Below are 14,064 nucleotides of genomic sequence, written 5' to 3'. Positions count from 1 at the left end.
GAAGTGCCGGCATAATAATATATTTATGTTTTGATCTTTTTAAGGAGAGGTTTTATATGTTAAAATCAATTTTGAAAGTAGCAGTTATTTCCACCATTGGTTTAAGTACGGTGGCGTGTACTGTGAATGATCAACGCATTGCACGCTACGGTGTGGGAGGTGCGGCAATAGGTGCTTTGGCTGGAACAGCAATTGCTGGAAGCACGCCTGAAGCAGCGCTTACCGGTGCAGCAGTTGGCGCAATTGCAGGGTCTGTGACAGGGGCTGCTGTCAATCAGCAAAGACAACAAAGACAAAGGCAACAAAGACAAATTGTTGCTCCGCATCCAGCAATGTGCACATATCGTAATCGTAAAGGCCAAGTTTACTCTGCGCCTTGTGCTCAAAAAGTGCAGACACCACAATTGTGTACTTACCGTGATGGAAGAGGTGTTATGTATCAAGCACCTTGTCCACAACGCGTTCGTTAATGGTGGTGCCGCTTTTGCGGCTTGACCGCATTTGCCTAACCTTTGGGAAAACGCCTTTGTTCAACCAAGCTTGTTTAGCAGTTGAACAAGGCGCGCGTATTGCCCTTGTGGGACGTAATGGGTGTGGAAAGTCAACGCTGTTAAAAATTGCCGCTGGAATAATAGAGCCAAACGAGGGGGAAATTTTTCGCCACCCTCGGGCAACACTCCGTTATCTCTCACAAAATCCTGATTGTTCAGGATTTGAAGATGTTCACGCCTTTGTAGAAGCAGGGCTCGATCATGTACCTGATGCACAGTGGATCAATACCCTTTTAGCAAATCTTGGTTTTTCAGGAACCGAAAAATTGGCAAACCTTTCTGGGGGTGAAAGGCGGCGCGTTTCATTATTACAGGCCATAGCTGCAAAACCCGATATCCTTCTCTTAGATGAACCAACCAATCATCTCGATTTACCAACCATTGAATGGCTTGAAGGTACGTTATTTTCTTTGCGTTCAGCGCTTGTGGTGATTTCGCATGATCGGCGATTTTTAGAAAATGTCACTCGTTCAACGGTATGGCTTGATCGGGGGATTACTAAAAGACTCGAAAAGCGTTTTTCAGAGTTTGAAAATTGGCGTGATAAAGCGCTTGAAGAGGAAGCTCTCGAACAACACAAATTAAGGCGACAGATTGCTCGTGAAGAACAATGGTTGCGCTATGGGGTAACAGCACGGCGTAAACGAAATGTACGTCGTCTGGGTGCTTTAAAAGAACTGCGACAGCTTCATCAAACCTATAAAGGACCATCTGGAAGTGCGCTTTTGACTGTTGCTAAAAGCCATGATTCTGGTCAATTGGTGCTGGAAGCAAAGCGCATTTCAAAGTCTTATGGTGAGCGTGTTATTGTAAAAGATTTCTCTTTGCGCGTTCAGCGTGGTGATCGAATCGGTCTAGTTGGTCCCAACGGTATTGGAAAGACTACGTTGCTGTCTGTTCTGATTGGGCAGGAAGCGGCTGATAGTGGAACGGTGAAGCATGGATATAATATCTCCATGGCGTTTCTTGATCAACAGCGCATTTTAAATGAAGAGGAAACATTAGCACATTATCTTACGGGGGGGAGAGGTGATACTCTTGTGATCAATGGGCAAGAACGCCATGTGGTGTCTTATATGAAAGACTTTTTGTTTTTGCCCGAACAAGCACGTACACCACTTAAAGAATTTTCAGGTGGAGAAAGAGCCCGCCTTATGCTTGCTCGACTTCTTTCGCGCCCAGCAAATTTTTTGATTCTTGATGAACCAACCAATGATTTGGATATGGAAACGTTGGACTTGTTGCAAGAATTTATTGCCGATTTTGCTGGAACTGTGTTGTTGGTCAGCCATGATAGGGACTTTTTAGATCGCACTGTGACTCATATGTTGGCACCCCAAGGAGATGGACACTGGATTTTGTATGCTGGCGGTTATAGTGATATGATAGCGCAAAACAAGCACGCTGCATTGTTAGGGTGCAAAGAGGGAGCAGTATCACAGGGTAAAGCCCTTTCAAATCCTCGTGTATTGGAGAATAAAAACTCCAATGCGTCAACAAATCGTGCCTCTATGGAGCCGGAGAAAATAAAACCGCGTAAGCTGTCTTATAAGCAGGTTTATGCACTGGAGAAATTGCCTGAACAAATCGCTGTTTTGCAAGACGAAATCAAAAAAATTGAACAAGAACTTTTTGACCCAGCACTGTATTGCAATGATAAAGAGCGTTTCGAGCGTCTTTCTATAAAGCTTCAAGAAAAGCAAAAGCTTTGTGCGGGGAAAGAAGAAGAATGGTTAGAACTTGAACTTTTACGCGAAGATATAGAGGGTGTGAAGTCATAAAAAAACGCGTTCATGTTAACCTTTTTTATAGATGTGGATAATCGCTTCTCTTTCATTTCCTATCTGTTTTTTGCACAATTCTTTATGATGTAAGCGCATGCACTGGAGAAGAAAAATACTTGCGTGCAAAAAAAGAACAATGATTAGAACTTGAACTTTTGTGCGAAGACAGTAAATGTGCGAAGATGTGGAAAAGAAACATCTTCATAATTTTGTGAGACTTAAAATATTATCTCTTTGTTCTGGTACATTCTCTGCTAAAACACCTTATCATGCTTTATTCTAATCTCTTATAAGATCATGAATTCGAGAGGCGAGAATGTGATCTCTCCATTTGTCAAGAATCATCAGATAATCTCTTGCGTAGCCTTCTTTATCAAAACTAAGGCGTTTCAGTAAAATTCTGCTTCTGATATTTTCGAGTCTATAGTTTACCATCACTCTATGCAGGTGGTAAACATCAAAGATATGGAGTATTAGAGCAAATAAAATCTCAAACATGGGGCTTTTGCCTTGATATTTTTCATCAAGAGAGAAATCGAGGTAACAGGCTTGAAAAATACCACAAACTACATTTGTAAAATTCACCACAGCGATGATGGTGTTGTCATTTTTCAATCGTACGGCATATCAGTATGCTGTTCTTTATGCATTTTTACAAGTAAAAGCGTTGACTCGTGCTGCTCAAGAAGGGTATTTTGATCATCAGATTTGATCGGTTCCCAAGGGCAGAGAGGGTTTGCATTGTGCAGGGAATAGGAAGACAGTTCACCTGCATCTTCTAAACCGATTAATGTGGAAATTGTCCGTTTTTTTGTGATTGCTATCATCCTCTCCTCATAGAAATATGTACGAGTCTGTACCTTTCTCATTCAATTTTTCAAATGTCTTTTTGCTTTTTGAGGTTGATGTCCTCAAAAGGCGGAAAGTTAACTAGGAATTTCATCAAAAACGATAAATTTTGTATTTGTTGGATTAGAATGAGGGGAAAAGGTTTACAAATAATCGGATATTCTTTTGATCATGTATGGTTGTTCTTGATTACACTTTACAGTGATTCTTCTATTTTTAAATTTCTTCTCTCTCAAAAACTTATGCGTTCACTCTAAAAGACAAAGCTTTTTGTTTACCCTTGATGTGATCTTTTAATGCATAAGTTTTTTTATGCTTCTTAACAATATCTTTATTGCTTTATAGATTTTTTATGTCTGATTTATTCATTCACAAAAGTGTTTTGCAAATAATAAGAAGCAATTATTGCCACTGCACGCAAATTGGCAATGCTCAATATTTTGGTGATTTAATTCACCACCCTGGATTTGTGACTCTGTGACGGTTCAGTCTCTTCTTTCCTTAAATGATTGTGCAATTTACGCTCAATGAGTGCTCTGCTTTTTATTATATCCTCAATTTTTTTGTGTTTCTGCCCATTTCTTCTTAGCAAGTTTACTAACCCGTTTTAGTGTCAATTTTTTCACGGTTTAATGTCCTCAGCTCTCTTTCTCTTTGATCCACGCAAAAGAGAGTATGGTAGAATACAATATAGGCACAGTTATCTTGCTCTATTTGCATCCACCTGTTTCCTCATCTTGCCTTTTAAAGAGTGATTGAAGTAGAAGAACACTTTTGGATGCAAGAAACATTATGCCTTCATGCAAAACAAAACGCTCCAAACAAAATACACTTGTGTGGCACATTCACGCGCTTGTTTTAACAAGACATTTCTTAATATTCTCAAGCTTCTTTCACGATGGCGCTTGTGAGGAAGCCCGTGAATGGTATAACGGTAAAGCCATTGTGCTTCACTCTCTATACACTTATGATGATAAAGGTACGCAAAAATCTTCTATAATATCACGCTTTCCTTTCAGATTCTCAGCAGGGATTGTCCATATATCGTCGTCAATCTGATCTTCACGAATATGACGTAAAGGATTTGTACGAATCCCTGTAAGGATAAGAAGACGCAAAGCCAGATGTGTGATGTTTGTTGTTTTGCGAAATATTTGATAAAAAGCCGGGATATTTCTCCAATCCACAGCAGGCATGTTTTTAACTTTATGACGTTGTTTACTTAATAAAACTCTTGCTTTTGCTGTTGTCTGTAAATCAACATCTAAACCTAAGGTATCAGCATGTTTGAGATAGAGATTGAGGGGGGATTTAAGTGCTTTCTCTGCTGTTGCAGCTTTTGTATGCCAAATAGGAACAAGGGTATTGTGTATCTCTGGTTGGGTAATTTCTAAAACAGATATAAAACCTCATTTGAGGAGAATATAAAGTCGTAAAAGTGAAAACCAGTTTCTATCTTTACCATTTCCTTTTAAGTCAGTTTTACGACTTTCAAAAGTATTTAAGAGCAATGTCTTTTAAATAATGGAGAGTACGCTTTGCTTCAAACTTTTGTTTATCGTGTTTTAAAGGAGGCACTTCCCTCAACCCAAAACAGAACGTCATTATGTTGCAGATTCACGTGCTTGTTTTAACGAGACATCTCTTAATGTTCCTAAGTCATTTTCACAATGGTGCTCGTGAAGATGTGAAGAGTCCGTGAATGCTATAACGGTAAAACCATTGTGCTTCACTCTCTATACACTTATGAAGGTGCAAGCCGGTTACACTTATGAAGGTGCAAGCCGGCACTATTCTTTGCCAGTTTAAAATGTTACGCCAGCCTTGCATGGAGGCAGTTCGTAAGAGGCATTTTACCTCTTTCTTGAAGAGTTTTTACCCATACGCTAACCCTGCTTGTGATATGGTGGTAGGGAATGATTTTGATTAATTCACTCTAAGAGGATTTGAGATGAGAGAATCTTATAAGATTCTGGGTTCTCATTCACGTAGTAAAATAATGAATTATCATTATAAATCAAATCTTTACTCTCTCAAGGCATTTCTTTCCCAAATGTGCCCCATGTTGCTGATTGTTTCGTCACAAGTGACACGCGTTGTTCATTTCTGGCATAAATTGATGTGCATTCTTCGTTTTTTGCATTTTCCATCCTCTCTTCATTTTATAAGAAAAGGTCCAATGTCATTAATGGTGTTAACTCATACCAAGCGCATCTTTATAAAGCTGGATGATGGCTTCTTCTTCCATGCGTTCATGTTCTTCTTTTTTACGCAACCGTATAATACTTCGCACAGCTTTACTATCAAAACCAGAGCCTTTCAGTTCGGCATAAACCTCTTTAATATCATCAGAAATGGTTTTTTTCTCTTCTTCTAACCGTTCAATGCGTTCGATAAAAGCGCGTAATTGGTTTACGGATATAGCATGTGTTTCATCGGTTACTGTATTCATTTGTGTTTTCTCCGGAGTGTATATTTAAAACTGTTTTTTCGACAATAAAGTTGTGTAAGGAAGCCTGAAGAACAAGAAGCTCATCAAGCTGTACAGTTTTTTTTTACAAATTGACTTTAAATATTTTGTAAAAGTTTAAGCTCTTTGCATTGACAAAAGGGCATTAAGAAGCAGAAAAGAGTAAAAATATGTCTATATACATTTGGAAAGTTCTTGAAAACAGAGAAGATAAAGGGATGTATGTTTTGTTTTAGAGGGTTACATCATAAAGGTGGTTTTGTGGTTGCCGAAAAACAGACAGGGGTGTTTCAGAGAGTACGAGAGATTTTTCTCTTGAGCGTTTTGCTCTTGTTGCCGTTTGCTGGTTTTGCAAAAGCTGATTTCCGGGTTTGTAATACGACTCAACAGCCCGTTGGTGTCGCCCTTGGGTATCGTACATTTTCAGGTTGGGTAAGTGAGGGATGGTGGGTGGTCCCCGTGACAGAGTGTAAAACCTTGATCGAGGGTCCTCTTTCTTCGCGCTTCTATTATTTTTATGCAGAGGGAGCAGAGAAAAAAAACAGCTGGCCAGGTTCGGTGACTATGTGTGTGCAAGATAGCCAATTTACTATTCAAGGGGTTCATGATTGTTTCCCTCGTGGTTATCAAAAGGCTGAATTTAAAGAAATTGATACGGGTAATCAAACCAGTTGGATGGTACAGTTGACCGATGAGTCTTTGTTCAATAATTCCGTTGTACAGTCCCCCTCTCTTTCAGGAGATTCTCCACCGTGAAGCGTGCACGTAAAGTAAAAATTATAGCCACTCTTGGCCCTTCTTCGTTTTCTATTTCCATGATTGAGAAGCTTTTTATGGCGGGAGCAGATGTTTTTCGTTTGAATATGAGCCATACTGACCGTGAAACAATGGTTGATTTGGTTCAGCGCATACGGAAGGTTGAAAAAACTGTTCGCCGGCCAATCGGTATTTTAGTAGATCTCCAGGGACCAAAATTACGCGTCGGCTGTTTTGATAAAGGGCAAGAAGATTTGCGTATTGGGCAAAGTTTTACCTTGGATGATCGTGATATTCTTGGTGATGCGCAGCGTGTTTTTTTTCCGCACGGGGAGGTGCTGGCAGCTATTAAACCCGGTGATCGGTTGTTAATTGATGATGGAAAGTTGGAACTGCTTGCACAGGTGTGTGATGGTCATTCTGTGCAGTGCCTTGTGGTTGCTGGGAACCGTATTTCTGATCGAAAAGGGGTAAGTCTTCCCGATACAGTTTTGCCTTTTGGGCCAATGACTCTCAAGGATAAAGCCGATCTTCAGGCAGTTTTGGAGCAGCCTGTTGATTGGGTTGCTCTGTCTTTTATCCAGCGTCCGGAAGATATTATAGCAGTGCGTGCGTTGACCAAAAGCAAAGTGTCTTTGATGGCTAAGATCGAAAAACCTCAAGCTTTGGAGCATATAGAAGAGATTATTGATGTTGCCGATGGTATTATGATTGCACGCGGAGATCTGGGGGTAGAAATGCCCTTGGAGAGGGTTCCTGCCATTCAGATGGAACTTATAAAAGCTTGTCGTTTAGCTGGAAAGCCCGTCGTGGTGGCCACGCAAATGCTCGAGTCAATGATTACGTCATCTGTTCCTACAAGGGCAGAAGTTTCTGATGTTGCGACAGCAGTTTATACGGGAACTGACGCTGTCATGTTGTCTGCGGAATCTGCCTCTGGTCGTTATCCTGAAGAAGCTGTGCTGATGATGGATCGAATCGCACAACAAATTGAACAAGATCAGACTTATGCGGCTCAAGTTGGCGCACAGCATCCTGCTCCAGAATCAACGGGGACCGATGCGATTTCTCTCGCTGCGCGTCAGATCGCCGAAACACTGCAATTGACAGCTATCGTTGCTTATACTGCTTCAGGCACAACGGGTGTGCGCACATCACGGGAGCGTCCAAACAGGCCCATTATTGCCTTATCGCCTATTGTAAAAACAGCAAGACGTTTGGCTTTGGTCTGGGGACTTCATTGTGTGGTCACTGAAGACGCGCGGGATTTGGAGGATATGGTTGATCGTGCGGCTGCGATTGCTTTTCAAGAAGGCTTTTGCCAAGGGGGAGATCGCTTCCTTGTGACAGCTGGTGTTCCTCTTGGTACACCTGGTGCTACCAATCTCTTGCGTATCGCTTCTGTTTCTCAAGATGGAACAAAGGGTGTTTAACGGGAACATTGGGGCATAGTTTTCTTTATATTTTGAAGAATATATTCCATTTGTCATCTGTTTTTCTATGAGCAGAGATGTGTGATGTTTCTGCAGCGGTTTATGTAGTGGGTGGTGCTGTCATGTTGTCTGCTGATCTTTATCTTGAAGAAGTCGTGCTATGATGGTGGATCGAATCGCCTAACAAATCAAACAAGATCAGACTTATGCGGTTCAGGTTGGCGCACAGCATCCTGCTCCAGAATCAACGGGGACCGATGCGATTTCTCTCGCTGCGCGTCAGATCGCCGAAACACTGTAATTGACAGCTATCGTTGCTTATACTGCTTCAGGCACAACGGGTGTGCGCACATCACGGGAGCGTCCAAACAGGCCCATTATTGCCTTATCGCCTATTGTAAAAACAGCAAGACGTTTGGCTTTAGTCTGGGGGCTTCATTGTGTGGTCACTGAAGACGCGCGGGATTTGGAGGATATGGTTGATCGTGCGGCTGCGATTGCTTTTCAAGAAGGCTTTTGCCAAGGGGGAGATCACTTCCTTGTGACAGCTGGTGTTCCTCTTGGTACACCTGGTGCTACCAATCTCTTGCGTATCGCTTCTGTTTCTCAAGATGGAACAAAGGTTTTTGAGTGTTTGTATGTGTTATCCTTTTGAATAGCGCCCGAACAGACTTATTATTGACTTCTCGCTTATCGTGAAAATAGTGCGGCGTTTGGTTTTTGTCTGGGGGCTTATGTGGGGATCAAAATGCTGTCATGTTTTCTGCTGAAGCTGTTTCTAGTCTTTATGCTTGAAGAAGTTGTGCTTATGATGGATCAGAGTCTTTAAACGTGATGTTTATGGTATATTGTTCTTTGATTTATGCTAAATTGTCTTTTGAGATATTTTAGAGATAGCTTTATCTATTATACAGTCAATATATTGATTTATAATGATAATTAATCATTTTGCAATTTGAAGGAGTGCTCTGAACCTAAGAAGTTTTTCTTAAAATTCTTGCATTGCACAAACAAAAAATTTGCTAAAAAATATGCACTTGTCTGTTTATTTAAGAGGAATTAACGTGTGAAGAAAAACCGTTGGAAAAAGAAGTAAATAGAAAGCCTATAAAGTGGCCAAAGGTAAGAGCCATCGCAATATGGAGTGCTCGTCAATATCATGATAAATGATGATACTAGTGCGCATTTCTCGATACTAGTTTGTATCTTCAAAGTATAAAGATAGCAAGGCCCACTGGCTTTTATTTTAAACTCTTTGACGAGAAGAAATTTTGTACGGGATTACGATAGTTTATGCAGGGCGCATGCGCTTTTTTTTCTTCTTTTCTTTCAGAACACATGCTGTGTCTCTGTGGTTATTACGATTGAGATGATTCTCTTGCAATGATGCGTGGACAATCATGCGTGTTTATACCGATCTTTTGGGGGTATAGCGCTGGTTTGTTAAATACGAATGCGTTTAGAGATCTTCCTGTTCTTGAGAAATAAGACTATTTTGCTCATCTTTGAGTAATTGACTGGTAAGCTTTTCAATGCGTTTTGTTGTATCACGCATAATTCTGCCCATGGTGTGGTTTTTTTCATTATGGAGCCGTAAAAGAGCTTCGTAGTCTTCTTGTAGTTTTTTATTTTCTCGTTTTATTTCTTCCATTTCATCAAGAATCATAATTCCAGCCATAACCGATAAACGATGATCACCCATTTCACCAAAATTTTTCTTTAGATGTGTGATATATTGATCCAATCGAGCCGCAAGCTCAATGAGATGGCGTTCTTGCCCTTTATCGCAAGCCATACGATAAACTTTGCCATCAATGGTGACGGAAACCGTTTCCATGTCTTCAAACCTTTATCTATCAATTACGACACGAATCGTTTCCATCGCCTTAATTAAACGTTTGGAAACTTCTTTGTTTACCGCTTCTAGCCGCTCAACTTGCGCTTCAGCCTTATCAAGCGCTTGGGCAAGACGGCTACGATCCGCGTTCATTCGTTGAATTTCTTCTTCCCATTCGTTGTTTTTATCAATAACCGCATTGCGGTTGATAATGGCGATTTCTAAGGTTCTGAGTGCTTTTTCCAGTTGCTCTAAAGTTTGTGATAGAACCGTAGTTTCTTGGTTCATGATATTTACATCCTCCAAGTGAGTGTATCCATTAATTAATTCTTTATGCAAAAACGAATCACTCATTTTCTTTTCTTGTGAAAAATCTATTTTTAAGTATGTAAGGCTTTTTAGCAAGCAAAGCGCGAGATAGCTGTTAATTAAAAGCTGGATTTTTTGAGAGTATTGGCATAAATGATATGTGCATAAAGGATGCGTGAGGGGAATGTTATTGAAGTAACCGCAAAAGTTCTCACGCTGACGATTAAAATAAACTGAAAAATATTTCTCAAATAATTTAAGAGAATATGAAAGAACAACAAAACAACGCGTTTAACAAAGTGGTTTATCATTTATGACAAATACCGAAACAAAGAAACAGATGGCCAATGCTATCCGTTTTCTTGCGATTGATGCGATTGAAAAAGCAAATTCTGGTCATCCCGGGTTACCAATGGGGGCAGCCGATATTGCCACCGTCCTTTATACAAAATTCCTTGCCCATGATCCCAAAAATCCTCATTGGCCTAACCGTGATCGTTTTGTGTTGTCCGCTGGTCATGGCTCTATGTTGCTTTATGCCCTCTTGTATCTTTCTGGTTATGAAGATATTTCCCTTGAAGATCTCAAAAACTTCCGCCAAATAGGCTCTAAGGTTGCCGGGCATCCAGAATATGGGCATGCTGCTGGAATCGAAACAACCACTGGACCACTCGGACAGGGGATAGCTAATGCTGTGGGAATGGCTCTGGGGGAGCGCCTGCTCAATGCACGCTTTGGTGATCTCATCAACCATTATACTTACGCGCTGGTTGGGGATGGGTGCCTCATGGAAGGGATTTCACAAGAAGCTCTTTCCCTTGCTGGACATTTAAAACTCAATAAGCTTATCGTATTGTGGGACGATAATAACATTTCCATCGATGGAGAAATTTCCCTTGCTGATAGTACTGACCAAATAGCCCGTTTTAAAGCGTCTGGTTGGAATACACACAAAGTTGATGGACATGATCAAGCAGCAATCGCACGGGCTATTGAGGCTGCAAGAAATTCCGATAAACCAACTTTGATCGCTTGTAAAACAACCATTGGTTTTGGAGCTCCCAATAAAGCTGGGACCAATAAAATTCATGGGGCACCTTTAGGTGCATCCGAAATTGCTGAAACCCGTATCGCTTTGGGATGGGAGGCAGAGCCTTTCGTTATTCCAGCCGATATCCTCGATAATTGGCGCTTGGCTGGTCTTAATGCCGCTAAAAAACGACAAAAATGGAAAGAAAAATTTGCCGCTCTTCCACTCTCAGAACGGATAGAGTTTGAAAGATTGATGCGTGGCGATCTCGTGGGCGGATTTGATGGTGCTATCGATGTTTATAAAAAGAAATTGGTTGAGGATTGTCCGTGTGTTGCCACCCGTAAAGCTTCGGAAATGGCTCTTGAAGTGATCAATGAAGTCGTTCTTGAAACCATTGGTGGTTCTGCTGACTTAACCGGATCAAATAATACCAAAAGCAGTCAGATGAAAACTATCTCTGCTGAGGATTTTTCAGGGCGTTATTTGCATTATGGAGTTCGTGAACATGCTATGGGAGCCGTGATGAATGGTCTTGCCCTTTATGGAGGTTTTATTCCTTATGGCGGAACCTTTTTATGTTTTTCCGACTATATGCGTCCCGCAATGCGTTTGTCTTCTCTCATGGGGTTGCGGGTCATTTATGTCATGACCCATGATTCCATTGGTCTTGGTGAGGATGGACCTACTCATCAGCCGGTGGAGCATTTGGCTTCTTTGCGTACACTTCCTAATCATCTTGTTTTCCGTCCTGCTGACGCTATGGAGACTGTCGAGTGTTGGCAATTGGCTTTGAAAACGCGAGGGACACCTTCTACTTTGGCTTTGAGTAGACAAAATTTACCACTTTTGCGTCGGGAATATGAAGAAGAAAATCTTTGTATGCTCGGTGCTTATGAATTACTCACCGCCAGTGATGATGCGCAAGTGACCCTGTTTGCTTCCGGTTCAGAATTGCAGATTGCCGTACATGCACATGCAGTCTTAGAAGAAAAGGGAATCCCAACGCGTGTGGTTTCTGTACCTTGTTTTGAACTCTTTACACAGCAATCTCCCTCCTATCAGAGGGCTCTCATTGGTGATGCACCGATTAAAATTGCCATTGAAGCTGCACTCCGGCAAGGTTGGGACTATTTTATCGGCACTAATGGGGTGTTTATTGGCATGCAAGGATTTGGTGCCAGTGGGACCATCGATGCGCTTTATGCGCACTTTGGCATCACTTGTGAAAATGTGGTCGCTGCCGTTGAAAAAAAACTTGAAGACATCCATAAGGAAAATGTGAAATAAATGCTCATGGTGCTATGAACCATTTTGATCATCGTGGGTGCGATCGTTTTTATGCCATCGTAGAAAGTTAATAAGTGATTCTTTATGATTTGGAAATCATTGAAATGAATACTCAGATGTTGTGCTATGAAAAGATCAATGAGGTGAATAAAAATGACTGCTCCTCTTGCAATACATAGATAAATCTGGACCTATTGCTTGCAAGAGTTTGTCTGTTATCGTGGAATGTGGATGACAGGATCTTAAGGTTATAGAAGTGAATGATTTTTAGATGCTTGAAACCAATACCCATGTGTTGTGCTATGAAAAATTGATAAGGAAAATATGAAATGAGTGTTCGCGTTGCAATTAATGGGTTTGGGCGTATCGGACGCAATATTTTGCGTGCCATTATCGAAAGTGGACGACAAGATATTGAAGTTGTGGCCCTTAATGATTTAGGATCGGTGGAAACCAATGCCCATTTGTTGCGCTATGATTCTGTTCATGGATGTTTCCCTGGCACTGTTCAAGTTGTTGGTGATGCCATTGATATCGGTTCTAGTTTGATAAAAGTGTTTGCAGAGCGTGATCCAGCACAATTGCCTTGGAAGGCTTTGGATATTGATATTGCTTTGGAGTGTACAGGTATTTTTACCGCTCGTGACAAAGCAAGTGCCCACTTGGATGCGGGGGCAAAGCGTGTTCTTGTTTCTGCACCCTCAGAAGGCGCAGATCTTACTGTGGTTTATGGAGTAAATCATCAGTTTTTGAGCAAAGAACACCATGTTATTTCGAATGCTTCTTGCACAACCAACTGTTTGGCGCCTGTTGCACAAGTTTTGCACAACACTGTTGGCATTGAAAAGGGCTTTATGACAACAATCCATTCTTATACGGGCGATCAACCTGTGTTGGATACAATGCATCGTGACCTTTATCGTGCACGTGCGGCGGCTCTTTCTATGATCCCTACCTCAACAGGGGCAGCGAAAGCTGTGGGATTGGTTTTGCCAGAATTAAAAGGATTGCTTGATGGGGTGTCGATTCGCGTTCCAACGCCGAATGTTTCCGTTGTTGATTTGACGTTTACTGCTAAGCGTTCCACAACGATTGAAGAAATTAATACTGCTATTCGTACTGCTGCACAGGGGTCACTCAAGGGAATTTTAGACTATACTGACGAAAAGCTCGTGAGTTGTGATTTTAACCATAATCCACATTCTGCTATTTTTCATAATGATCAAACCAAGGTCATTGATGGTCAACTTTGTCGTGTTCTGGTTTGGTATGATAATGAATGGGGTTTCTCAAACCGCATGTGTGATACGGCTGTGGCTTTTGCTAAAACAATATAAAATGAGAGGTCCTTCAGGTCCTCTTTTTATAAAAAAAAGTCAAGTGTATGATAAAATGAAAGTGCATTCTTTTTTAAAAAAACGAATCAAGACTTCTTTTGGTGTACAGAAAAGATATTGCTTCAGTCATTGAGGAACTCCTCTTTTTGAGTACAATCTCCGTGGTTTTTAAAACTGCATGAAAGGAAAGAAATCAAAAAATACCCTTTTGAATGAGACAAAGTTTTAGAAAATTCAGGCGCGGATCTTTTTGTGTAAAAGCAAAAATAGGCTCAAAAGGGGAGAAAATTAAGTGGGTGCATTTTTGTTTGAAACAATAGTAAAGTGAAGGGGGAGCAGTGATGGGTTTTCGTATAGTTGCTGATGTCGACTGAGAAATCTTTTGTTGTGCGGAGGGTGAGAAAATAAAGGTGGCTTT

General features: G+C 41.0%; 9 protein-coding genes and 3 pseudogenes. 7 read left to right on the top strand and 5 right to left on the bottom strand.

Features of this window, described 5'->3' with window-relative positions; genetic code table 11:
* The first annotated feature begins 56 nt into the window (after window positions 1-56).
* Together AYT27_RS07895 and AYT27_RS07890 are read left to right on the top strand one after the other, a co-directional pair.
* Window positions 57-470 (top strand): glycine zipper domain-containing protein, encoded by a 414-nt coding sequence (locus tag AYT27_RS07895; protein WP_011181284.1) that lies wholly within the window; start codon window positions 57-59, stop codon window positions 468-470.
* Entirely contained in the window at window positions 470-2,332 is a 1,863-nt protein-coding gene (locus AYT27_RS07890; protein WP_011181283.1) for an ABC-F family ATP-binding cassette domain-containing protein, read from the top strand. The genes AYT27_RS07895 and AYT27_RS07890 overlap by 1 nt, the downstream gene beginning before the upstream one ends.
* A gap of 282 nt (window positions 2,333-2,614) precedes the next feature.
* On the opposite strand, the pseudogene AYT27_RS07885 reads toward AYT27_RS07890, so the two are convergent.
* The 3 genes and pseudogenes from AYT27_RS07885 to AYT27_RS07870 form a co-directional block, all read right to left on the bottom strand.
* Window positions 2,615-3,159, bottom strand: a pseudogene (locus AYT27_RS07885) (GNAT family N-acetyltransferase).
* Between the two features lie 993 nt (window positions 3,160-4,152).
* A pseudogene (locus AYT27_RS09505) lies at window positions 4,153-4,996 on the bottom strand (tyrosine-type recombinase/integrase); the annotation flags it as partial.
* A gap of 382 nt (window positions 4,997-5,378) precedes the next feature.
* Window positions 5,379-5,636: a DUF2312 domain-containing protein gene (locus AYT27_RS07870; RefSeq protein ID WP_011181282.1), complete on the bottom strand. Its 258-nt coding sequence runs from the start codon at window positions 5,634-5,636 to the stop codon at window positions 5,379-5,381.
* A gap of 240 nt (window positions 5,637-5,876) precedes the next feature.
* Here AYT27_RS07870 and AYT27_RS07865 point away from each other — a divergent pair, with 240 nt between their 5' ends.
* The 3 genes and pseudogenes from AYT27_RS07865 to AYT27_RS07855 form a co-directional block, all read left to right on the top strand.
* The gene (locus AYT27_RS07865; RefSeq protein WP_011181281.1) at window positions 5,877-6,410 is read left to right on the top strand and encodes a DUF1036 domain-containing protein; all 534 of its coding nucleotides are present in this window, start codon (window positions 5,877-5,879) and stop codon (window positions 6,408-6,410) included.
* Window positions 6,407-7,843 carry a pyruvate kinase gene (gene pyk, locus AYT27_RS07860; protein ID WP_011181280.1) on the top strand — a complete coding sequence of 479 codons (1,437 nt, stop codon included), beginning with the start codon at window positions 6,407-6,409 and terminating at the stop codon, window positions 7,841-7,843. Before AYT27_RS07865 ends, pyk begins: the two co-directional genes overlap by 4 nt.
* Before the next feature lie 71 nt (window positions 7,844-7,914).
* Window positions 7,915-8,498, top strand: a pseudogene (locus tag AYT27_RS07855) (pyruvate kinase alpha/beta domain-containing protein); the annotation flags it as partial.
* Window positions 8,499-9,302: 804 nt separating this feature from the next.
* Here AYT27_RS07855 and AYT27_RS07850 read toward each other — a convergent pair.
* Together AYT27_RS07850 and AYT27_RS07845 are read right to left on the bottom strand one after the other, a co-directional pair.
* A complete protein-coding gene (locus tag AYT27_RS07850; protein WP_011181279.1) occupies window positions 9,303-9,680 on the bottom strand; it encodes a cell division protein ZapA in 378 nt (125 codons plus the stop codon).
* A gap of 12 nt (window positions 9,681-9,692) precedes the next feature.
* Window positions 9,693-9,968: a DUF4164 domain-containing protein gene (locus tag AYT27_RS07845; RefSeq protein ID WP_011181278.1), complete on the bottom strand. Its 276-nt coding sequence runs from the start codon at window positions 9,966-9,968 to the stop codon at window positions 9,693-9,695.
* A gap of 334 nt (window positions 9,969-10,302) precedes the next feature.
* Between AYT27_RS07845 and tkt the strand changes: the two genes are divergently transcribed.
* Together tkt and gap are read left to right on the top strand one after the other, a co-directional pair.
* Window positions 10,303-12,309 carry a transketolase gene (tkt, locus tag AYT27_RS07840; RefSeq protein ID WP_011181277.1) on the top strand — a complete coding sequence of 669 codons (2,007 nt, stop codon included), beginning with the start codon at window positions 10,303-10,305 and terminating at the stop codon, window positions 12,307-12,309.
* Between the two features lie 329 nt (window positions 12,310-12,638).
* Window positions 12,639-13,646 (top strand): type I glyceraldehyde-3-phosphate dehydrogenase, encoded by a 1,008-nt coding sequence (gap, locus tag AYT27_RS07835; RefSeq protein WP_011181276.1) that lies wholly within the window; start codon window positions 12,639-12,641, stop codon window positions 13,644-13,646.
* Window positions 13,647-14,064 lie beyond the last annotated feature (418 nt).

The sequence above is a fragment of the Bartonella henselae str. Houston-1 genome, from assembly GCF_000046705.1.
GTDB lineage: Bacteria > Pseudomonadota > Alphaproteobacteria > Rhizobiales > Rhizobiaceae > Bartonella > Bartonella henselae.
The sequence above is the reverse complement of the archived record's forward strand: the minus strand, read 5'-3'. Positions and strand labels throughout refer to the sequence as shown.